Genomic DNA, 21692 nt, shown 5'->3' on the forward strand with positions numbered 1-21692 from the left:
GGGCGCCGCACCCTCGGGTGGGGCGCCCGTTCTCGTGTCCGACGGGCGTGGCGTCAGGCCCTCTGACAGGTGGGGCACCAGAAGACGGGCCGCTCGAAGGGCGGCTCGTTCGCGGTGCCCACGGCGACGGGCGTGCGGCAGCGGCGGCAGGGCTGCCCCAGGCGGCCGTGCGCCGACAGCTGGACGCCGCCCAGCCCGCGCACGCGCGCCACCTGCACGCTGCGCAGCATGAGGTCCCGGGCCCGGCTCAGCAGGGCGGCGGCGCGCTCCTCGCCGAGGTCCCCTGCCGGGGTCCAGGGATTCAGCCGGCACGCGAACAGCGACTCGGCCATCCAGATCGTGCCGATGCCGGCGACCGTGCGCTGGTCGAGCAGGACGTCGCACAGCGGCCGCGCCGGGTCGGCCAGCAGGCGCCCGACGCCGTCGGGCAGGCGCGATCCCGGGACGCCGGCGTCGAAGTCCGGCGCGAGGACGTCCGGGCCGAGGCCAGCCAGGACGCGGGGTTCGTCGTGTGTGGCGAGCAGGTCCAGCATGCCGAGCCGCCATCCCGCGCAGGTCCACGGCTCGTTCGCCAGCACGGCCCGGACCACGGGGTGGCGGGCCGCGGCCGCGCGCGACCCCGTGCGCTCCACCCGCCACTGCCCGTCCATGCGCAGGTGGGTGTGCAGCGTGCGGCCGTCGTCGAACCTCGTGAACAGGTGCTTGCCGTACGGGACGGTGCACAGCACCGTGCGCCCGGCCAGCTGCGCGCCCGCGGCGCTCGGCCAGCGCAGTTCCGCGCGCACCAGGACGCGCCCGGCGAGCGCCGCGTCGAGCCGCTCGGCGGTCAGCCGCAGCACGTCACCCTCGGGCATGCGACACCCGCAGCCCGCGCGGCGTGACGGCGAACCCCGCCTGGGTCAGCGCCGCCGCGACCAGATCGCCCGACCCCGCCGACCGCAGCGCTCCCGCGCCGTCGATCCGCTCCACCACCAGCTTCCCCAGCAGTCCCTCCGATGCCGACCGGGCCAGCTCCGCCGCCGCGGCGGTCAGCCGCGCCGGGTCCCGCCCGAACGACAGCAGGCTCCGCCCGCCGCGCTCCACGAACAGCACCAGCTCGCCGTCGACCAGCACCACCACCGCCCCCGCCTTCCGCCCCGGCCGGTGCGCTCCCGGGCCGTCCGGCCCTGTTCCCGGCCAGGCCAGCGCCGCCCCGTACGGGTTCGCCGGATCGGTCGCGGCCAGCAGGACGGCCGTCCCGGCGGCCCCGCGCCCCGCCCGGCGGGAGCGATCCTGCGCGTCGTTCCGCAGGGCGTCGACGGCGCCCGGCAGCGCGAACTGCGAGCCCCCGAGATGCTCCACGAAGTACCCGCGGCGCACCCCGCCGCGCTGCTCCAGCTCCGACAGCACCCGGTACACGTCCCGGTAGCCGCCCGTGACGCCCTCCGCCGCCGCGGCGGGCCGCGTCAGGACGCCGTGCCGGTCCAGGAGCACCTGCGCCGTCGCATGGGCCCGCAGCGTCGGGTCCTGCTCCCGCAGCGGCAGCGCCGACCACCGCCCGCCGCCACCGCTGGGGGTTCGCGCCACGGCCAGGGACGACGCCGGGCGCCCCGGCGAGAACGCGGACGGATGCTGCACCGCGAAACGCGACCTGCGCGCCGGCCTGGCCCGGCCCGCACCGCGCGGCGCCCGGTGCGCGCCACCCGCACCGCCGAGGCGCTCGCGGAGGGCTCCCAGCCCGTCGTTCGTCACGTGCCCGGACCAGGTCAGGTCCCAGAGCGTCTCGAGGACGGCGGTCGGGTCGGCGGCGGACAGCTCGGCGATCCGGGGCAGGAAGTAGCCTCCGGATCCGTGCAGCAGGTCGAGCACGACCCGGTGCAGGGCGGTGTCGATCGGACCGTCCGGCTCGATGGGCTCGGGGAGCGGGAGGGTCAGCGGCGCGCCGTCGGCCAGGTGGAGCGAGACGAGGCCGTCGCCGCCGCCCGATCCGGCCAGGCGGCCGTGGCCGCACCACAGGATCTCGCCCGCGGCGGTGAGCTCGTCGAGCAGCGCGGGGCGGTAGCCGGGCACGCGGGCGGGCAGCACGAGCGTCTCGAGGGCCGACGCCGGCACGACCGCTCCGGCGAGCTGCTCCACCGCCTGCAGCAGCCCGTCGGTGCCGCGCAGGTCCCCGGTGCCGATGCCCTGCCACCGGGGCAGGAACACGCCGAGGGCTTCCTGCTCGACGGGCTCGACCTCCGCCCGCAGCGCGGCGAGGGAGCGCCTGCGCAGGACCCGCAGCACGTCCGGGTCGCACCACTCGTCGCCGGCGCCGCCGAGGATCTCGGGCAGGAGGCGGCCCCGGACCGCGTGCCCGGCGGCCGCCAGGCGGGCGAGCGCCTCGGCGGCGACCGCGAGGCCGAGGCCGAACCGGGCGGCGACGTCGTGCGCGGCGAACGGCCCGTGACCGCGCGCGTGCCGCCGCACGAGATCGCCCAGGGGATCGGTGACCGGTTCCGTGAAGGTCTCCGGGATCCCGGCCGGCAGGGCCACCCCGAGCGCGTCGCGGAGCCGGCCCGCGTCCTCGGCCACCGCCCACTGCTCCAGGTCGGACGGCGCGCCGGCGGCCGCGTCCGGCGGGCCCTGGCGGGAGCCGGCGGCCGTCGCCGGGGCCGGCATCCGGACCCTGATGATCCGGCGGCCGCGCTCGAGTTCGGCGAGCCAGCCGGGCAGCTGGTCGCGGGCGTCCGGCGTCGTGCGTGCGGCCAGCGCGGCCCGCGGATGCGGGCCCGTGCGCCGGAGCAGGTCCCAGACGTCCTCGGCGTCCCGTGCCCGGCGGTCCGGGGCGAGGCCCTGCAGCTCGTCCTCGTACCCGCGGATCGCGTCGGGATCGAGCAGGTCCGCGAGGTCCGCCGAGCGTTCGCCCAGCAGCTCGGTCAGGAGGTCGGGGTCGAGGGAGAGGGCAGCGGCGCGGCGTTCCGCGAGCGGGGCGTCGCCGTCGTACAGGAACTGGGCGGTGTAACCGACCAGCAGCGCCTGCGCGAACGGCGACGGCGACTCGGTGGTGGTCTCCAGGACGCGGACGCGCCCGGCGGCGGCGTCCCGCATCAGGTCGGTGAGGGCGGCGACGTCGAAGTCGTCCTGCAGGCACTCGCGGGCCGCCTCCAGCACGATCGGGAACTCCGGGAACTCGGCGGCGACCTGCAGCAGCTGGGCCGACCGCTGCCGCTGCTGCCACAGCGGCTGCCGCTTGCCCGGGCGGCGCCGGGGGAGCAGCAGCGCGCGGGCGGCCGCCTCGCGGAAGCGCGCGGCGAACATGACCGACGAGCCGAGCTCGTCCCTGACCGCCCCGAACACCTCGTCCGGATCGACGAGGAGGTCGTCGAGCGTGACCACGCCGTCGTGCCCGCTCTTGGCGGAGACCTCCGGCCCGGTGCCCGGCGTCGTGGGCCCGCCGTAGCGGTCGTCCCAGGATCCGCCGGTGTCGGGCAGTCGCAGCACGATGCCGTCGTCGGAATGCATCGCCGCGACGTCGACGCCGAACCGGGCGCGCAGCCGCGCGGCCACCACGAGCGACCACGGGGCGTGCACCCGTGCGCCGAACGGGGAGTGGATCACCACGCGCCAGTCGCCGAGCTCGTCGCGGAACCGCTCGACGACGATCGTGCGGTCGTCGGGGACGCGGCCGGTCGCCTCACGCTGCTGGACGAGGTACGTGGCGAGGTTGTCCGCCGCCCACGGGTCCAGGCCCGCGGCGCGCAGCAGGTCACGACCCCGTGCGGGATCCTCGGCGAGCGCGGCGCCGGCGTTCCGGACGAACGCGCCGACGGCGCGGCCCAGCTCGGCCGGGCGGCCCGGCGTGTCGCCCTTCCAGAACGGCAGGCGTCCCGGCAGCCCCGGTGCGGGCGTGACCAGCACGCGGTCCGGGGTGATGTCCTCGATGCGCCACGTGCTCGACCCCAGCGTGAACGTGTCACCCACCCGGGACTCGTACACCATCTCCTCGTCGAGCTCGCCCACGCGCTTCCCGCCCCGTGGCCGCGGGCCCGGACCGGCGCCGTCGCCGGCCGCGCCGTCGTCACCCGTGGCCAGGAAGACGCCGTACTGCCCGCGGTCCGGGATCGTCCCGCCGCTCGTCGCGGCCAGCCGGAGCGCCCCCGGGCGCCCGCGCAGCAGGCCGGTGGTGCGGTCCCAGGTGATCCGGGCCCGCAGCTCGGCGAAGTCCTCGCTGGGGTAGCGTCCGGCCAGCATGTCGAGCACGGCACGCCACGTCGCGTCGCCCAGCCCCGTGTACGGCGCCGCCCGGCGCACGACGGCGAGCAGGTCCTCCGCGTACCACTCGTCCACCGCGAGCATCGCCACGACCTGCTGCGCCAGGACGTCCAGCGGGTTCGCCGGGACCCGCAGCCGTTCGATCTCGCCCGCCCGCATCCGCTCCGCGATCACCGTCGACGGCACGAGGTCCCCGCGGAACATCGGGAAGATCACGCCCTTGGACACCGCCCCGACCTGGTGTCCCGCCCGGCCGATCCGCTGCAGCCCGCTCGCCACCGACGGCGGCGACCCGACCTGCACCACCAGGTCGACCGCGCCCATGTCGATCCCCAGCTCCAGCGAGCTCGTCGCCACCACGGCAGGCAGCAGGCCCGCCTTCAGCTCCGACTCCGTCTGCGTCCGCTCCGTGCGGCTCATCGAACCGTGGTGCGCCCGCGCGATGACGGTCGCGCCGGCGGCGCGCCCGGGCACGGCCTCGGGCATTCCGCGCGGCGGCGGGCCCGAGATCCCGGCGCTCACCCCGGACTGCCCCGGCACCACCGCCGTCCAGGTCGCCGACGGATCGTCCACCTCGAGGCCCTGGCGCTCCGACCACACCTCGTTCATCCGGGCCGTCAGCCGCTCGGCGCCCCGCCGCGAGTTCGTGAACACCAGCGTCGACGTGTGCGCCGACACCAGATCCACCACCCGCTCCTCGACGTGCGGCCACACCGACGCGCGCCGCACCGGACGTGTCGCCGCGCCGGTCAGGTCCGGTCCCGCCCCCCAGGACGGGAGCCCGCCCGCCCCGCCGTCGTCGGCCGCCGGGCCGGTACCACCGGACGGGACCGCCGCGGGCGAGTCCAGGCCCGGCGTCCCGACCGCGTCCAGGTCCGCCAGGTCCGGGACCGGCACCACCACGTCGATGTCCCACGCCTTCGACGACGGCGGCTGCACCACCGTCACCTCGCGTGCCCCGTCACCCGTCCGCGCACCCGACAGGAACCGCGCCACCGCGTCCACCGGCCGCACCGTCGCCGACAGGCCGATCCGCTGCGCCGGACGCTCCAGCAACTCGTCCAGCCGCTCCAGGCTCAGCGCCAGGTGCGCCCCTCGCTTCGTGGCCGCCACCGCGTGGATCTCGTCGACGATCACCGTCTCCACGCCCGCCAGCCCCGCCCGCGCGGCCGACGTCAGCACCAGGAACAACGACTCCGGCGTCGTGATCAGCACATCCGGGGGACGCGACGCGAACGCCCGGCGCTCCGCCGCCGGGGTGTCACCGGTCCGCGTTCCCACGACCACCTCGGCGACCGGGAGGCGCTCGCGGGCGGCGGCCCGGCGGATGCCGGTCAGGGGCGAGCGCAGGTTGCGCTCGACGTCGGCCGCCAGCGCCTTGAGCGGGGAGACGTACAGCACGCGGCAGCGCCGCGCCGGGTCCCGCGGCGGCTCGGAGGTCATGAGGCGGTCGATCGCCCAGAGGAACGCGGCCAGCGTCTTGCCGGAGCCGGTGGGCGCGACGACGAGCGCGTGCTCCCCGCGCGCCACGGCCGCCCACGCGCCGGTCTGCGCCGGGGTGGGCTGCTCGAACGCGCCGGTGAACCACGCGCGCGTGGCGGGCCCGAACCCGGGCAGCGGATCGCTCATGCCGTCATTGTGCTCCGTGACACTGACATCGACGGCGCGACGGCAGGGCACCCGCCGGGAGCCGAACCCGGGGAGACGGCGGCGACCAGGACCGACATCGACGGGGCCGCGGCGCGGAACACGTGGCCCGGGCAATGGGTTGCAGCTGGCATGCGAGCGATCACCTACTCGAGGTACGGCTCCGCCGACGTCCTCGAGCTCACCGACGAGCCGATGCCGAAGGCCGGGCCCGACAGCGTGCTGGTCCGGGTGCGGGCCGCGGGCGTGAACCCGGTGGACTGGAAGGTCCGGGAGGGTTACCTCGACGGCATCCTGGACGTGCGGTTCCCGGTCGTCCCGGGCTGGGACGTGGCCGGTGTGGTCGAGCGGACGGGCCTGGACACCCCCGAGTTCTCGGTGGGGGACGAGGTCTTCGGCTACGTCCGCAAGGACTGGACGCACGGCGGGACGCTCGCCGAGTACGTCGCGGCGCCGGTGCGGACGCTGGCGCGCAAGCCCGCCTCGATGACGTTCGAGGAGGCGGCCGCCGTGCCGCTGGCCGGGCTCACCGCGTACCAGTCGATCGAGCGCGCGGGCGTGGGCACGGGGGACACCGTCCTCGTGCACGCGGCGGCGGGCGGTGTGGGCAGTTTCGCCGTGCAGATCGCGCGGCGTCTGGGCGCCCGCGTGATCGGGACGGCGAGCGAGCGGAACCACGGGTGGCTGCGGTCGCTCGGCGTCGAGCCGGTGACGTACGGGGACGGGCTCGCGGACCGGGTCCGCGCGCTGGCTCCGGACGGGGTCGACGCCGTGCTGGACTACGTGGGCGGTGGCGCGGTGGCGGCCAGCGTCCCGCTGCTCGTGACGGGCGGCACCATCGCCTCGATCACCGACGCCGCGGCGCGGGACGAGTTCGGCGGGCACTACGTCTGGGTGCGGCCGTCGGCCCACGACCTGGAGACCCTGGGCGACCTGATCGGCTCGGGCGACGTCCGGGTCGAGGTCGCGCAGGTGTTCGAGCTGGCCGACGCCGCCGAGGCGCACCGGGCGAGCGAGTCGGGGCACGTGCGCGGGAAGATCGTGGTGCGGGTCTGACCTGCACGTCGCCCGGGGGCGGGCCGTAGGCTGGGCCCGTGCGGCACAGCGACTTCCAGAAGTTGACGGACGAGGTCTTCGGGCCCGCCTACGGGCGGGTGCTGGTGCGGGAGCAGGTGCTGCCGAAGCTGGGGAACCGCACCGCCGAGGAGGCGATGACGGCCGGGTTCGAGCCGCGCGACGTCTGGCACGCGCTGTGCGATGCGCTCGACGTGCCCGAGCCCGAGCGGTGGGGCGCGGATCAGCACCGGCAGGCCCCGCCGTCCAGCGCGCGCTGATCTCCGCGCCCGGGGCGGGCGGAGCGCGCAGGTCTTTCGCGCCATGCCGGTGCGTTCGCGTTGCCTCGAACAGATGTTCGTCTAGACTCTGACCACAGACGCGGATTTCGGAACCCTGTCGACAGCACAGGGGCCGGAGAAGGCATCCGTGTCAGTGGGTCCGCGTACTGTCGCAACTGACGTCCCGGGCAGGCCCCGGAGGACCCATCCGTAGCGGCGCGCGCAGCGCGCCCCGAGATCAGAAGGTGGACAGATGCCAGCACCGGCAGACCGCGAGAAGGCCCTCGAGGCAGCTCTCGCCCAGATCGACCGCAACTTCGGCAAGGGCTCGGTCATGCGTCTCGGGGAGGGGTCCCGCGCTCCCGTCGAGGTCATCCCCACGGGCTCGATCGCGCTCGACGTGGCGCTCGGCATCGGCGGCCTGCCGCGCGGCCGTGTCGTCGAGGTCTACGGGCCGGAGTCGTCGGGCAAGACGACGATCGCCCTGCACGCGGTCGCCAACGCGCAGCGGGCCGGCGGCATCGCCGCGTTCGTCGACGCCGAGCACGCGCTCGACCCGGAGTACGCCAAGAAGCTCGGCGTGGACACGGACGCGCTCCTGGTCTCGCAGCCGGACACCGGTGAGCAGGCCCTGGAGATCGCGGACATGCTGATCCGCTCCGGCGCCCTGGACATCATCGTCATCGACTCGGTCGCGGCGCTGACGCCGAAGGCCGAGATCGAGGGCGAGATGGGCGACAGCCACGTCGGCCTCCAGGCCCGCCTGATGTCCCAGGCCCTCCGCAAGATCACGGGCGCCCTGAACTCGTCGGGGACCACGGCGATCTTCATCAACCAGCTCCGCGAGAAGATCGGCGTCTTCTTCGGCAGCCCCGAGACGACCACCGGCGGTAAGGCGCTGAAGTTCTACGCCTCGGTGCGGCTCGACATCCGGCGGATCGAGACCCTCAAGGAGGGCACCGATGCGGTCGGTAACCGCACCCGCGTCAAGGTCGTCAAGAACAAGATGGCGCCGCCATTCAAGCAGGCCGAGTTCGACATCCTGTACGGCCACGGCATCTCCCGCGAGGGCAGCCTGATCGACATGGGCGTGGACCACGGGCTCGTGCGCAAGTCCGGCTCCTGGTTCACCTACGAGGGGGACCAGCTCGGTCAGGGCAAGGAGAACGCGCGGTCGTTCCTCCGCGACAACCCCGACCTGGCGGCCGAGCTCGAGAAGCGCATCAAGGAGAAGCTCGGCATCGGCCCGCAGGTCGACACCCCGGCCGAACCCGGCGCCACGCCGGCGGACGGCACCGAGGACGCCGCCGCCACGGGTACGGTGGCTGCGGCGTCCGCCTCCGCCCGCACCACGGCGACCGCCAAGGCGGGTGCGAAGAAGACGACGCGCGCCCGCACCACCAAGGCGAAGGCCGACGGCGCCGCGGACGCGAGCGGTGCGGACTCCGCCGAGGCCGTTGCCGAGGCCGCCGCCGCGAAGGCGCCGTTCTGACGGTGCAGTACCGTGAGCAGATGCCCGGTTCCGGCGTGGGGAAGCGTCGGAGCCGGGCGGTGCGCAGGACGGTCGCCGACCGGCTGGAGAGCGGTGAGCTCAGCCCCGAGGAAGCCGCCGTCGAGGCACGTGAGACCGTCCTGCGGATCCTCACCGCCGCCCCGAGATCCCGCAGCGAGCTCGAGCAGGCCCTGGCCCGCAAGGGATACCCGGAATCCGTGGTCGTCCCGATCCTGGACCGCTTCGACGAGGTCGGCCTGGTCGACGACGCCGCCTACGCCGGCATGATCGTCCGCACCCGCCAGGGCGAGCGCGGCCTGGCCCGCCGGGCCATCTCGGCGGAGCTCCGCCGTCGCGGCATCGACGAGGACACCGCCACCGCGGCCCTCGGCGAGATCGACCCCGACGACGAGCGCGCGGCCGGCGCCCGGCTCGCGGCCAAACTCGTCGCACGGACGCAGGGCCTGGACCGCCAGGTCCGCGTCCGCCGCGCCGTCGGCTCCTTGGCTCGCAAGGGCTACGCCCCGGGCCTGGCGTTCGAGCTGGTCCGGACCGCCCTCGAGGCGGACGGCGAGGACACCGAGGATCTCCCCGGCCCCGACTGAGGCGCCCTGCTCCGACTGAACGGGCTGACGAGCCGGCCTGCTCGGACCGAGCCGCAAAGAGTTCGCCCCGGCCACGGGATCCGTGGCCGGGGCGATCTCCGTCGTACCCGTCAGCCGCCGGCGTTGCCGACGCCGGCGGCCACGCGTTCGGGCGTCACCTTCACGGGCGCGCTCGTCCGGCTCGACAGCCCCCGCGCCAGCCGGTTGGCGAGCACCGTCAGCAGCCAGTTGATCACGATGAACAGGATCGCGACGACGACGAGCGCCTGCAGCGGGTCGTTGTTCGCCGACGCGAAGATCCGCGCGGACCGCAGCAGCTCCGCGTAGCCGATGATCTGACCCAGCGCCGAGTCCTTCAGCACCACGACGAGCTGCGACAGGAGCGCCGGCAGCATCGCCACGAGCGCCTGGGGGAGCTGGACGGCCCGCAGGGTCTGCTCGGGCGTCAGGCCGACGGCGAGACCGGCCTCACCCTGCCCCTTGGGCAGGTTGTGCACCCCGGACCGCACCAGTTCCGCGATCACGGACCCGTTGTACAGCACGAGCGCGAGCACGACGGCGAGGAAGAGCCGTTCCGGTGACCCCGGCATGAGCTTGGCCAGGAACAGGTTCAGGAAGATCATCAGCAGCAGCACGGGCATCGCGCGGAAGAACTCGACGACCGCGCCGCAGAATCCCCGCAGGAGCGGGTTGGCCGCCAGCCGCCCCATGCCGAAGAGCACCCCGAACGCCACCGCGCCCACGGTCGCGAACGCGGCCGAGCGCAGGGTGTTCGTCAGGCCGGGCATGACGTAGAACTGCCAGAACTCAGGCCCGAACACGGGACCCCACAGGGTCCAGGACCACTGCCCCTTGAGGTGCAGCAGGTACGCCACCCAGGTGACGAGCGCGAGGACCGCGACGGCGGCCACCACGTTGAGGACCGTCATGAGCGCCCGGGCCCGGGGACCCGGGGCGTCGAACAGGACAGAGGTGCTCATCGCTTCACCGCCAGACGCTGGGAGAGCCACGTGGTCAGCAGGCCGACCGGGATGACGAGGATGAGCCAGCCGATCGCGAACGCGGCGAAGATCGCGTACAGGTAGTCGGGGCTGAGCTCGATCGCGACCTTCATCACCGAGGCGGTCTCCGTCGCGACGCTCGCGGCGGCGGCCACGGTCGAGTTCTTCATCAGCGCGATCAGCGTGCTGCCCAGGGGAGCGACGGCGCCGCGGAACGCCTGCGGCAGGATGATCAGCCGGGCGGAGTCCGCGAACGGCAGCCCGATCGCGCGGGCGGCCTCGGCCTGCCCGAGCGGCACGGTGTTTACACCAGAGCGGATCGCCTCGCAGAAGAACGCCGCGTGGTAGATCGCCAGGCCCACGACGGCGAACCGGAAGCCGCTCTCGTTCAGGTTCGGCGACAGCTTCAGTCCCAGCTGGAACGTGATGACCAGGACCATCGACGCCATGATGATCGTCAGCGGCGTGTTCCGGACGACGTTCACGTACGCCGCCCCGGCCAACCGCAGGCTCGCGATCGGCGAGATCCGCATGACGGCCAGGACCGTGCCGAGCGCCAGGGCCAGGAGCCCCGCCCAGAACGTCAGCTGGATGTTGACCCAGAAGGCCCCGAGCGCATCGTATTTCTGGAGCACCTCCCAGAGGCCGGACAGGTAGTCGCCCACACCTTCCCTTTCGATCGTGATGATGTCCGACGGCCCCGGGTGAACCGCACCCGGGGCCGTCGGACGAACCGGAGACTAGTCGTGCGTCACGCGCACGCGGCGGGCTCCGGCGGGTTCAGCTCCGCGTTGAACTCGTAGCCGGTGCCCTCGGTGTTCGCCGTGATGAGCTGCTCCCAGGTGCCGTCGTCGATCATCTTGGTGATGGCCTCGTTGATCGCCTCGCACTGGTCGCTGCCCTTGGGCAGGCCCACGCCGTAGTTCTCCTCGGAGAACGGGTTGCCCACGACCTTGAACGCCGACGGGTCGGCCTGGTTGGCGGCGAGCCCGGCGAGGATGATGTCGTCCGTGGTGACGGCGTCGACGGTGCCGGACTCGAGCGCGGTCATGCACTCGGCGTACCCGGGCTGCTCGACGAGCTCGACGCCCGAGGCGTACTCGTCCTTGATCTTCTGGGCCGACGTCGAGCCGGTGACGGAGCAGAGGTTCTTGCCCTCGAGGTCCTCGGGACCTTCGATCGAGTCGTCGTCGGCCTTGACGAGGAAGTCCTGGCCGGCGACGAAGTACGGGCCGGCGAAGTCCACGAGCGCCTTGCGCTCGTCGTTGATCGAGTAGGTCGCGAAGATCATGTCGACGTCGCCGTTCTGCAGCGCCGTCTCGCGGTTCGCCGACACCGTCTCGACGAACTCGATCTGGTCCTCGGCATAGCCCAGCTCCGCGGCGACATACCGCGCGACGTCGACGTCGAAGCCGGTGAAGTCCGAGCCCTCCTGGAGGCCCAGACCGGGCTGGTCGTACTTGATGCCGATCTTGATGCTCTCGGCGGCGTCGCCACCGTCCTCGCCGCCGGTCTCGCCGGGCGTGGCCGACGAACAGGCCGCCAGGGTGAGGGCGGACACTGCGGCCAGTGCGGCAGCGGTGGTGTGCTTGCGCATGGGTTCCCTTTCGATGATGCGGATGTGCTGGATCGGTTGGTCCGGTGGGTCAGTGCGTGAGGATCTTCGACAGGAAGTCCTGCGCCCGCTCGGTCCGCGGGTTGGTGAAGAACTCGTCGGGGGTGGCCTCCTCGACGATCTGGCCGTCCGCCATGAAGACCACGCGGTCCGCGGCCTTGCGCGCGAAGCCCATCTCGTGGGTCACGACGATCATCGTCATGCCCTCCTTGGCGAGCCCCACCATGACGTCGAGCACCTCGTTGACCATCTCGGGGTCGAGCGCCGAGGTCGGCTCGTCGAACAGCATGACCTTGGGGTGCATCGCCAGGGCGCGCGCGATCGCGACGCGCTGCTGCTGCCCGCCGGACAGCTGCGCGGGCAGCTTGCGCGCCTGCGAGTCGACGCCGACGCGTGTCAGGAGCGCCATGGCCTCCTTCTCGGCGGCGGGCTTCGACAGGCCGCGGACCTTGCGCGGTCCGAGCGTCACGTTGTCCAGGACGCTCTTGTGCGCGAACAGGTTGAACGACTGGAACACCATGCCGACGTCGGCCCGCAGCCGCGCCAGGGCGCGGCCCTCGGCGGGCAGCGGCAGGCCGTCGACGGTGATCTCGCCGTGGTCGATGGTCTCGAGCCGGTTGATCGCGCGGCAGAGCGTCGACTTGCCCGAGCCGGACGGCCCGATGACGACGACGACCTCGCCGCGGCGTACCTCCAGCTCGATGTCCTGCAGCACGTGGAGCGCCCCGAAGTGCTTGTTCACGCGGCGGAGCGCGACGAGCGGCTCGTCGGCCTGGTCGGCGGTCCCCATGCTTGCGTCGGCGTCGCCGGTGGTCGCGATGTCCATCCCTTGAACCTAATCGATCTGGTGTTTCATCGCTGAGACATAGGCGTCACGGGGCGGCAACGGTTCGGTAACGGATGTCCGGAATCGGGGGATGGCGCCGCCCGGTTCATCCCAGGGTCGCCAGGGCGTACTCCGCCGGAAGATGGTCGTGCTCCTGCGGGAAGGGCCGGGTCGCGGCGGTCAGGCCGGGGGCCGCCAGCGCGAGGAGCTCCGCGATCCCGGGGTGCGGCGCGCCGGGATCGGCGGGCGCGACGGCGGCCGGCCCGGGCGTTCCGCCCGCGGCGGCCACGAGCGTCCCGCCGCCGGCCAGATGCCGCCCGACGACGCCGGCCGCGGCGTGCAGGGACGCCGCCCGGGAGCCGGGTTCCGCGTCGTCGCCGGCGGCCCTCTGCGGGGACTCACGACCGACGACGGCGGCCGTGGCCGGGATCTCCAGGACCGGGACCCGCGCGGCGTCCTCGCCCAGGGCCATGCCCAGGCAGAACAGTAGGACCGACGACGCCGTCCCGGCGAGCTCCCGCTCCACGGCCCAGGGAGCCGTGACATCGGCGGGAAGCGCGGCATCGGCGATCCCGGCGGCGGCGAACGTCGGGCGCAGCACCGCCGGCCCGCGGAACCCGTGCGGACCCGGCGCGAGCACCATCGGCGGCCCGGATGCGGCAAGACCCGCCAGCGCCGCGCAGGCGGCCAGGCGCACGTCCCGCAGCGGGTCGGCGGCCCCGGCCGCACCCGGGACGAGCAGCGGGGTCGCGGGCAGGATCACGGCTCGGGTGAACACGTGGTTCACGGTAGCCGAACGAGTGGTCCAGACCCCGCCATGAGAAAACTTTCGCGATTCCATGGGTGCTGCCCCCGCGCGCCGGGTACTGTGGTTCGGTGAGGTTCTTCGGACCACGTCGTCGCGAGGCGGCGGAAGAGGGTGACCTGACCGGTCGGGGTACGCCCCGCCCCGGGCATCCGGAGCTCTCGGACGACGAGTTGCAGTCCCGGGTGGAAGGTGTTCTCCTGCGCGAACTCGCCGGTGAGACGGACGATCCAGCAGTCGTACCCGAACCCCTCGACCGCGAGCGGGTCAAGAACTGGCTGGCCGACAACGGCTTCAGCTACTTCGTCGACTCCGAGGGCGACATCGGCGGGATGTGGCACGGCTGGCTGTTCCACTTCCTTGTCGTGGGTGAGGGCTCCGAGGTGCTCCAGGTGCGCGGCCAGTGGCACCGCGACCTGACCATCGAGCGCCTGGAGGAGGTCCTCGAGGTCTGCAACGACTGGAACGCCGAGTGGATCTGGCCCAAGACGTACGTCTGCGTCCGGGACAACGGCGCGGTGCTCGTCTACGCCGAGGTCACCGTCGACCTGGAGCACGGCGTCTCGGACCTGCAGCTCGACCAGCTCCTGCAGTGCGGCCTGACCTGCGGCTCGATGTTCTTCGAGCACCTGGACGAGGTTTACCCGGACCCGCTGAGGTCCGCACCGTGAAGCCCGGCAACGAACGGGTGAACGCGCGCCGGGCGACGCCCGGCTGGCTCACCCGGCTGTTCAACCCCCGCACGGACGACGGCGCGCGCGGCGACGGCACGCGCGGTTCCTCCTCCGGGGACGACGTCGAGCTGCCGCGCCCGCTGAGCACCCAGCGGATCGCGGCGGACCTGGCGCGCCGCGGCTACAAGTTCCGCGTCGACCCCGACGGCGACGTCACCGGCACGTGGGACGGCAACCGCTTCTGGTTCCTGCTGCTGGGCGAGCACGACGAGATCCTCCAGATCCGCGGCCGCTGGGCCGGCAACCTGTCGGCGTCGTCGTCCCGCCTGAGCGTGCTGCAGGCGACGAACGACTGGAACCGCGAACGCATCTGGCCCAAGGTCTACGCCCGCTCGGAGCAGCACGGCCTGACCCTCTACTCGGAGGTCTCGGTCGACTTCGAGCACGGCGCCACGGACGACCAGCTCGCCCAGACGGTCTCCTGCGGCCTGGTCACGGCCGCCCAGTTCTTCGCCTCGGTCTCGGCCCTGACCCCGCCGCCCGAGATCACCGACGACGCCCGCTGAGCTCCGCCGCGCCTCAGCGCGGGCCGATCGTGGGCATGCCCAGGGTGACCGGCGTGCCGGCCGCCGGGGCCGGTCCGTGGGAGTGGTGGTCGTCCCCGCCGCCCAGTCGGGCCTGCTCGCGGGCGGCCCAGGCGTCGCCGGAGCGGGTGCGGCGGACCGCGAAGCCCGAGTCCGGCCGGATCGCCGAGTCGGAGACGAGGAAGTGCGGGGCGGCCTGCGTGACCGTCACCGTGACCATGTCGCCGGGGCGGGGCAGGTGCGCCGGGAGGTCCGCGGTGTCCCGCAGGCGCGGGTCGTCGAGCGACTCCGGCTCGGACGGGAGGTGAGCGACGGGACTTGAACCCGTGACCCCTTCCTCGTCGGGCACGACCGGCAGCGCGAAGTGCACGAGCCGGTTGTCCGGCGCGCGGCCCGACAGGCGGCGCGCCGCGCCGTCCTTCTTGCCGGAGCCCTCCGCGACCAGGACCTCCAGGGTGCGGCCGATCTGCTGGTCGGCCTCCTCCTCCGAGATGCGCTCCTGGAGGGCGAGCAGGCGCTCGAAGCGCTCCTGGACGACCTCCTTCGGGAGCTGGCCGTCCATCGTGGCGGCGGGCGTGCCCGGGCGCTTCGAGTACTGGAACATGAACGCCGAGCTGAAGCGGGCGGCCTCGACCACGCGCAGGGTCTCGGCGAAGTCCTCCTCGGTCTCGCCCGGGAAGCCGACGATGATGTCGGTGGTGATCGCGGCGTCCGGCATGGCGGCGCGGACGCGGTCCAGGATGCCGAGGAACTTCTCGGACCGGTAGGAGCGGCGCATCGCGCGCAGGATGCGGTCCGAGCCGGACTGCAGCGGCATGTGCAGCTGCGGCATGACGTTGGGGGTCTGGGCCATCGCCTCGATGACGTCGTCGGTGAACGCGGCCGGGTGCGGCGACGTGAACCGGACGCGCTCCAGGCCCTCGATCCTCCCGCAGGCGCGCAGCAGCTTCGCGAACGCGCCCCGGTCGCCGAACTCCACGCCGTACGAGTTCACGTTCTGGCCCAGCAGGGTCACCTCGACGGCGCCCGCCGCGACCAGCGCCTCGACCTCCGCGAGGATCTCGCCAGGGCGGCGGTCGCGCTCCTTGCCGCGCAGGTGCGGCACGATGCAGAACGTGCACGTGTTGTTGCAGCCCACCGAGATCGACACCCAGCCCGCGTAGACCGACTCGCGGCGCGTGGGCAGCGTGGACGGGAAGACCTGCAGCGACTCGGCGATCTCCACCTCGGCGGCCTCGTTGTGCCGCGCGCGCTCCAGCAGCACCGGCAGCGCGTCGAGGTTGTGCGTGCCGAAGACGACGTCGACCCACGGCGCCTTCTCGACGATCGTGCCGCGGTCCTTCTGCGCGAGGCAGCCGCCCACGGCGATCTGCATGCCGGGCCGCCGCGCCTTGAGGCTCGCGAGCTGGCCCAGGTTCCCGTACAGGCGCGTGGCGGCGTTCTCGCGGACCGCGCACGTGTTGATGACGACGACGTCCGCCCGGCTCGCCGCCTCGTCCTCGCCGCTGGCGCGCGTGTAACCGGCCTGCTCGAGCATGCCGGCCATGTGCTCGGAGTCGTGCACGTTCATCTGGCAGCCGAGCGTGCGCACCATGTAGGTGCGGCGCGCCTCGGCGGCGTCGGGCGTCCCGGCGTCGGGCGAGGCAGGGACGGGTGCGGGAATCGTTGGCGTGGACATCGCCGCCAATTCTACGTTCGCCCCCGGGCGGCCACCGAAATGCCTCCTGACCACGATCCCGGCCCGTCACGGCAGCGGCGCCGGCACGGGCCACGTGCCTCCGACGTAGGGTGGACGCCGTGATCATCGCCGTCGTCGGGCCCACCGCCACCGGGAAGTCGGATCTGGGGCTGGATCTCGCCGAGGCGCTCGCGGGGCCCGCCGAGATCGTCAACGCCGACGCCTATCAGCTCTACCGGGGCATGGACATCGGGACGGCCAAGGTGCGCGAACAGGAGCGGCGCGGCGTCCCGCACCACCAGCTCGACGTCCTCGACCCCCACGAGGACGCCTCGGTCGCCCGCTACCAGGCCGCGGCCCGCGCCGACATCGCCGGGATCGAGGCGCGGGGCGCGCGCGCCGTCGTCGTCGGCGGCAGCGGCCTGTACGTGCGCGCCCTGCTCGACGACATGAACTTCCCCGGCACGGACCCCGGGGTCCGTGCGCGGCTGGAGGAGCGGGCCGAGCGGGAGGGGCGGCGGGCGCTGCACGAGGAGCTCGCGCGGCTCGATCCCGCCGCGGCCGCGTCCATCGGCCCGGCCAACACCCGCCGCATCGTGCGCGCCCTGGAGGTCATCGAGCTGACCGGCGCGCCCTACACCGCGAACCTCCCGCGCCAGGAGTACGTGCGCCCCGCCGTGCAGCTCGGCCTGGACTGCGACCGCGCCGCGCTCGACGCACGCGTCGGGGCGCGCGTCGAACGGATGTGGGACACCGGCCTCGTCGACGAGGTCCGGCGCCTGGCCTCGCCCGAGCAGGGCGGCACGGGACCGGGCCTCGGCGTCACCGCCGCCCGCGCGGTCGGCTACGCGGAGATCCTGGCCTGGTTCCGCGGCGAGCTCACCGAGCACGAGGCCCGCGAGCACATCACCGCGAACACCCGCCGGCTGGCCCGCAAGCAGATGGGCTGGTTCGGCCGCGACCCGCGCGTCCAGTGGCTCGACGCCGCCTCGCCCACGCTGCTCGACGACGCGCTCCAGGTCGTGGCCGCGGCCGGCGCCGGGACCCTGCCCCGGCCCGGCGAGGGTCCGGTCCGCCGTAGTCTTGGCGCATGAAGATCGAGTTCACCAAGGGACACGGCACGCACAACGACTTCGTCCTCGTCGCCGACCCGAAGGACGAGCTCGAGCTCGACGCCGCCACCGTGCGGCGCCTCACCGACCGCCGCGGCGGCATCGGGGCCGACGGCGTCATCCGCCTCACCTCCACCGCGTCGGTCGCCGCGGCCGGCGAGACGATCGGCGACGAGATCCTCGCGGAGGAACCGTCGGCCATCTGGTTCATGGACTACCGCAACGCCGACGGCTCCGTCGCCGAGATGTGCGGCAACGGCGTCCGCGTCTTCGCCGCGTTCGCCGAGAAGCTCGGGCTGGTCTCGTTCGGCACCGGCGGCCGCGCCGCCACGTCGTCGTCGAACGGCGTCCTGGCCCTCGGCACCCGCGGCGGCGTCAAGCGCGTGCGCAAGGAACCCAACGGCTGGTACGCCGTCGACATGGGCCCGTGGACGCTGCCCGGCGGCGACGCCGCGCGCGAGGCCGGGTACGACGCCGGCGTCGCCGTGCGCGGCTGGGACGCCCCGCGCCCCGGGCTGTCCGTGGACCTCGGCAACCCGCACACGGTGGTCGCCCTGGCCGGGGCGAGCGAGCTGGAGGGCCTCGACCTGACCGTGGCCCCCGAGGTCGCCCCGACGCCGCCGCACGGGACCAACGTCGAGCTCGTCGTCCCGCTCGGCGACGAGACCGCCCCCACCGGCGAGCCCGCGGGCCGCATCCGCATGCGCGTCCACGAGCGCGGCGTGGGGGAGACGCAGTCCTGCGGCACGGGCGCGTGCGCCGCGGCGCTCGCGGTGCGCGCCTGGCAGGGCGAGACGGCACCCGACACGTGGTTCGTCGAGATCCCCGGCGGCGAGGTGCGCGTGCGCGCGCTGCCGAACGGCAACGTCGAGCTGGCCGGCCCGGCGGAGCTCGTGTACACGGGGCAGCTGGCGCTGTAGCGCTATCCTTTCGCGGCCGGTGACCATCGGCGCCCGCGCCGTGAGAAGGACCCGCCGATGCCGATGACGCCGTTCACGGGACCCTGGTACGTCCTCCTGTTGCTGTGCGCCGGGGCCGGGCTCGCGTTCCACCTGACGTTCGTGCGGCGGCCGCTGCCGCTGCGGACCCGGGCGCTCGCGGCGCTCGCGATCCTGAACGTGCTGTTCTCGGTGACCTTCCACGTCGCCTACCTGACCGACGAGTCCGTCCGCTTCCCGTTCTGGCAGAACCTGCCCCTCCACCTCTGCACGATCACGTCGTGGCTGCTCCCCGTCGCGGTGCTGGCGGACCGGCGGCCGCTGCGGGTCCTGATGTTCTTCCCGGGCGTGATCGCCGGCGCGCTCGCGCTGGCGTCGGCCGGGCCGCTGTACTGGGGGCACCCGGTGTGGGACCCCAAGACGTTCTTCTGGGTGGCGCACGCGCTGAACGCCGTCATCGGCTGCCTGATCGCCTCGCTCGGCCTGTACCGGCCGACCTACCGCGACGCCGTGCTCGCCCTGCCGTACACGGTGGCGCTGGCAGGCTGCGTGCTGCCGGTCACGCTGCTGCTGCGGGCGACCGTGGAGCCCGGCGCGAACTACTTCTTCGTGTTCGATCCCGAGGGCGCCGGGATCCTGGAGCTGCTGCACACGATGATCCCCGTGCCGATCCTCTACGAGGTCCCGCTGCTGCCCGTGGTGCTGCCCGTGTTCCTGCTCCAGGTGGCGGTGTTCCGGGCGCTGTCGCGGATCAGGCCGGCCGGGTCGCCCGCAGGATCCGGAAGCCCTTCGACGTCGCCTCACGGTTCGTCGGAAGCCCCAGGTCGGAGCTGATCCACCCCGCGAGCGAGTCGGCGCCCAGCTGCTTGCTCACCACCAGCCACGCGTCGGCGCCCGGCGCGAGCCGGGTGAGCCACCGGCGCAGCATCTCGTGCAGCGCCTCCTTGCCGATCCGGATCGCCGGGTTGGACCACACGGCCGCGAACCGCACGTCCTCCGGCACGTCGTCCGGCGTCACCGCGCGGACGTTGTCCAGGCCCAGCCGCTCCGCGGTGCGCCGGGTCAGGTCGAGCGCGCGCTCGTTCACGTCGACGGCCCAGACGGTCGCCTCCGGCGACCGCAGCGCCAGCGTCAGCGCGATCGGGCCCCAGCCGCAGCCCAGGTCCAGCAGGTCGCCCGACGACGGCGGCGCGGGCACCTCACCCAGCAGGATCGTCGTGCCCTTGTCCACACCGCCCGGCGAGAACACCCCGGCCGCCACGTCCGCCTCGATCTCCTGCCCGGCCAGCCGCACGCGGATGGTCCGCAGGTCCTCGGCGGAGGCGGGCTGCGCGGTGAAGTAGTGGTCGCTGGGGGCGGCGTCGTCCTGGGGCACGGCACGATCCTATGCAGGGCACGAGCAGGCCGGGCACTCCGCTCGTCGGGTGCCGTCGCCGGGTGCCGCCGTCATACATGACGCGCACAGCGAAATCCCGTGGAAAGCGTGCGGGGACCGTGGGATCCTGGGGGAACACGTAGTTCCCTGAGAAAGGCAGTACATGACCCACGTCCCGACCGAACCCGACGCCCCGGCCACCGAGCCGGACGACCCGCGCGGCGCCCAGGCGATCGCGAACGACGTCGTGGCACGGGTCCTCGCTCGGGCAGGGACCGCACGTGCCGAGGGCGACACCGTGCACGCCGCGCACGACGGCGACCAGCTCGAGCTCGCCGAGCGCAGCGCGCTGCGCCGTGTCGCCGGGCTCTCGACCGAGCTCGAGGACGTCACCGAGGTCGAGTACCGGCAGCTGCGCCTCGAGAAGGTCGTGCTGGTGGGCATGTACTCCGGCGGTGAGGCCGCCGCGCGCGAGGCCGAGATCTCCCTGCGGGAACTCGCCGCGCTCGCCGAGACCGCCGGTTCCGAGGTGCTCGACGGCATGCTGCAGCGCCGCCAGAAGCCCGACCCGGGCACCTGGCTCGGCTCCGGCAAGGCCGCGGAGCTCGCCGAGATCGTCCTCGCCGTCGGCGCGGACACCGTCGTCGTCGACGGCGAGCTCGCGCCCTCCCAGCGCCGTGCGCTGGAGGACGTCATCAAGATCAAGGTCGTCGACCGCACCGCGCTCATCCTCGACATCTTCGCCCAGCACGCCAAGTCCCGGGAGGGCAAGGCGCAGGTGGAGCTCGCGCAGCTCGAGTACCTCCTGCCGCGCCTGCGCGGCTGGGGTGAGTCGATGTCCCGGCAGGCCGGTGGCCAGGTCGGCGGCGCCGGAGCGGGCATGGGCTCGCGCGGCCCCGGTGAGACCAAGATCGAGCTCGACCGGCGTCGCATCCGCGACCGCATGTCCAAGCTGCGGCGCGAGATCGCCGCCATGAAGCCCGCGCGCGAGACCAAGCGCCTCAACCGCAAGCGCAACGCCATCCCCGCCGTGACCATCGCCGGCTACACCAACGCCGGCAAGTCCTCCCTGCTCAACGCGCTGACAGGCACCGGCGTGCTCGTCGAGAACGCGCTCTTCGCCACGCTGGACCCGACGGTGCGGCGCTCGCGCACCGACGACGGCCGCGTGTACACGCTGGCCGACACCGTCGGCTTCGTCCGGCACCTGCCGCACCAGCTCGTCGAGGCGTTCCGCTCCACGCTTGAGGAGGTGGGCGACGCCGACCTGCTGCTGCACGTCGTGGACGCCTCCCACCCGGACCCGGAGGGGCAGATCACGGCGGTCCGCGAGGTGCTGGCGGAGATCCCGGGCATCGAGAAGGTGCACGAGATCGTCGTGCTCAACAAGGCCGACGTCGCCGACCCCGAGGTCGTGGGCCGCATCCAGCGGCGCGAGCGGCACACCGCGGTGGTCAGCGCGCACTCGGGCGAGGGGATCGCCGAGCTGAAGGCGCGGATCGCGCACGACCTGCCCCGGCCCGGCGTCGAGATCGACCTCGTGGTCCCGTATTCCCGGGGTGACCTGGTGCATCGCGTGCACGAGCACGGCGACATCGACCACACGGAGCACGTGGCCGCCGGGACGCTCGTCCGGGGCCGCGTGGACGAGCAGCTGGCGGCGGAGCTCCAGCAGGCCGTGGCCGCCGCGTCCTGAGGCCCTGGGGGCCGCTCCGGCGTCGTCCGGCGACGGCTCCCCGTCCGGCGGCGTCGTGGGGCGGCCGCGGTGCGCGCGCC

Annotated in this window: 19 protein-coding genes; 10 read left to right on the forward strand and 9 right to left on the reverse strand. The window is 73.8% G+C overall.

Translation table 11 applies throughout. From position 1 onward, the window contains the following. Positions 1 to 53 precede the first annotated feature (53 nt). Positions 54 to 854: a DNA-formamidopyrimidine glycosylase family protein gene (locus ABD208_RS17685; protein ID WP_344105487.1), complete on the reverse strand. Its 801-nt coding sequence runs from the start codon at positions 852 to 854 to the stop codon at positions 54 to 56. Then, entirely contained in the window at positions 841 to 5859 is a 5019-nt protein-coding gene (locus ABD208_RS17690; protein WP_344105489.1) for an Lhr family helicase, read from the reverse strand. Before ABD208_RS17690 ends, ABD208_RS17685 begins: the two co-directional genes overlap by 14 nt. A gap of 150 nt (positions 5860 to 6009) precedes the next feature. On the opposite strand from ABD208_RS17690, the gene ABD208_RS17695 reads away from it, so the two are divergent. The 4 genes from ABD208_RS17695 to ABD208_RS17710 all read left to right on the forward strand — a co-directional run bounded on the left by ABD208_RS17695 (position 6010) and on the right by ABD208_RS17710 (position 9308). Then, positions 6010 to 6933 (forward strand): NADP-dependent oxidoreductase, encoded by a 924-nt coding sequence (locus ABD208_RS17695; protein ID WP_344105492.1) that lies wholly within the window; start codon positions 6010 to 6012, stop codon positions 6931 to 6933. Between the two features lie 38 nt (positions 6934 to 6971). Next, complete coding sequence (locus ABD208_RS17700; protein ID WP_344105495.1) at positions 6972 to 7211, forward strand: DUF3046 domain-containing protein; 240 nt, start codon at positions 6972 to 6974, stop codon at positions 7209 to 7211. A 253-nt stretch (positions 7212 to 7464) separates the two neighbouring features. Next, positions 7465 to 8703 (forward strand): recombinase RecA, encoded by a 1239-nt coding sequence (gene recA / locus ABD208_RS17705; RefSeq protein WP_344105498.1) that lies wholly within the window; start codon positions 7465 to 7467, stop codon positions 8701 to 8703. A gap of 20 nt (positions 8704 to 8723) precedes the next feature. Then, a complete protein-coding gene (locus ABD208_RS17710; RefSeq protein ID WP_344105501.1) occupies positions 8724 to 9308 on the forward strand; it encodes a regulatory protein RecX in 585 nt (194 codons plus the stop codon). A gap of 110 nt (positions 9309 to 9418) precedes the next feature. On the opposite strand, the gene ABD208_RS17715 is transcribed toward ABD208_RS17710, so the two are convergent. The 5 genes from ABD208_RS17715 to ABD208_RS17735 form a co-directional block, all read right to left on the reverse strand. Further along, the gene (locus ABD208_RS17715) at positions 9419 to 10288 is read right to left on the reverse strand and encodes an amino acid ABC transporter permease (RefSeq protein ID WP_344105503.1); all 870 of its coding nucleotides are present in this window, start codon (positions 10286 to 10288) and stop codon (positions 9419 to 9421) included. After that, positions 10285 to 10974, reverse strand: a complete 690-nt coding sequence (locus tag ABD208_RS17720; protein ID WP_344105506.1) for an amino acid ABC transporter permease — start codon at positions 10972 to 10974, stop codon at positions 10285 to 10287. Before ABD208_RS17720 ends, ABD208_RS17715 begins: the two co-directional genes overlap by 4 nt. An 86-nt stretch (positions 10975 to 11060) precedes the next feature. Next, the gene (locus ABD208_RS17725) at positions 11061 to 11906 is read right to left on the reverse strand and encodes a glutamate ABC transporter substrate-binding protein (RefSeq protein ID WP_344105509.1); all 846 of its coding nucleotides are present in this window, start codon (positions 11904 to 11906) and stop codon (positions 11061 to 11063) included. 49 nt (positions 11907 to 11955) lie between these two features. After that, the gene (locus ABD208_RS17730; RefSeq protein ID WP_344105763.1) at positions 11956 to 12714 is read right to left on the reverse strand and encodes an amino acid ABC transporter ATP-binding protein; all 759 of its coding nucleotides are present in this window, start codon (positions 12712 to 12714) and stop codon (positions 11956 to 11958) included. A gap of 142 nt (positions 12715 to 12856) precedes the next feature. Next, complete coding sequence (locus tag ABD208_RS17735; protein WP_344105511.1) at positions 12857 to 13528, reverse strand: hypothetical protein; 672 nt, start codon at positions 13526 to 13528, stop codon at positions 12857 to 12859. Between the two features lie 98 nt (positions 13529 to 13626). Between ABD208_RS17735 and ABD208_RS17740 the strand changes: the two genes are divergently transcribed. Continuing rightward, the gene (locus ABD208_RS17740; protein ID WP_344105513.1) at positions 13627 to 14226 is read left to right on the forward strand and encodes a type III secretion system chaperone family protein; all 600 of its coding nucleotides are present in this window, start codon (positions 13627 to 13629) and stop codon (positions 14224 to 14226) included. After that, a complete protein-coding gene (locus tag ABD208_RS17745) occupies positions 14223 to 14795 on the forward strand; it encodes a type III secretion system chaperone family protein (RefSeq protein ID WP_344105515.1) in 573 nt (190 codons plus the stop codon). Before ABD208_RS17740 ends, ABD208_RS17745 begins: the two co-directional genes overlap by 4 nt. Before the next feature lie 13 nt (positions 14796 to 14808). On the opposite strand, the gene miaB is transcribed toward ABD208_RS17745, so the two are convergent. After that, entirely contained in the window at positions 14809 to 16491 is a 1683-nt protein-coding gene (gene miaB / locus ABD208_RS17750; protein WP_344105518.1) for a tRNA (N6-isopentenyl adenosine(37)-C2)-methylthiotransferase MiaB, read from the reverse strand. 110 nt (positions 16492 to 16601) lie between these two features. Between miaB and miaA the strand changes: the two genes are divergently transcribed. From miaA to ABD208_RS17765, 3 genes are read left to right on the forward strand one after another with little or no spacing between them, the layout of a single operon-like run. After that, positions 16602 to 17585, forward strand: coding sequence for a tRNA (adenosine(37)-N6)-dimethylallyltransferase MiaA (gene miaA / locus ABD208_RS17755; RefSeq protein ID WP_344105520.1), 984 nt, complete (start codon positions 16602 to 16604; stop codon positions 17583 to 17585). After that, positions 17582 to 18523 carry a diaminopimelate epimerase gene (dapF, locus tag ABD208_RS17760; protein WP_344105522.1) on the forward strand — a complete coding sequence of 314 codons (942 nt, stop codon included), beginning with the start codon at positions 17582 to 17584 and terminating at the stop codon, positions 18521 to 18523. The genes miaA and dapF overlap by 4 nt, the downstream gene beginning before the upstream one ends. A 57-nt stretch (positions 18524 to 18580) precedes the next feature. Further along, on the forward strand, positions 18581 to 19375 hold the full coding sequence (locus ABD208_RS17765; RefSeq protein WP_344105524.1) for a TMEM164 family acyltransferase: 795 nt from the start codon (positions 18581 to 18583) through the stop codon (positions 19373 to 19375). Here the strand turns inward: ABD208_RS17765 and ABD208_RS17770 are convergent. Next, positions 19293 to 19916, reverse strand: a complete 624-nt coding sequence (locus ABD208_RS17770; protein WP_344105526.1) for a class I SAM-dependent methyltransferase — start codon at positions 19914 to 19916, stop codon at positions 19293 to 19295. The genes ABD208_RS17765 and ABD208_RS17770 overlap by 83 nt on opposite strands. Positions 19917 to 20079: 163 nt before the next feature. On the opposite strand from ABD208_RS17770, the gene hflX reads away from it, so the two are divergent. Further along, positions 20080 to 21612, forward strand: coding sequence for a GTPase HflX (gene hflX / locus ABD208_RS17775; protein WP_344105528.1), 1533 nt, complete (start codon positions 20080 to 20082; stop codon positions 21610 to 21612). The last annotated feature ends 80 nt before the right edge of the window (positions 21613 to 21692 follow it).

The organism is Myceligenerans crystallogenes (assembly GCF_039529775.1).
Classification (GTDB): Bacteria; Actinomycetota; Actinomycetes; order Actinomycetales; family Cellulomonadaceae; genus Myceligenerans; species Myceligenerans crystallogenes.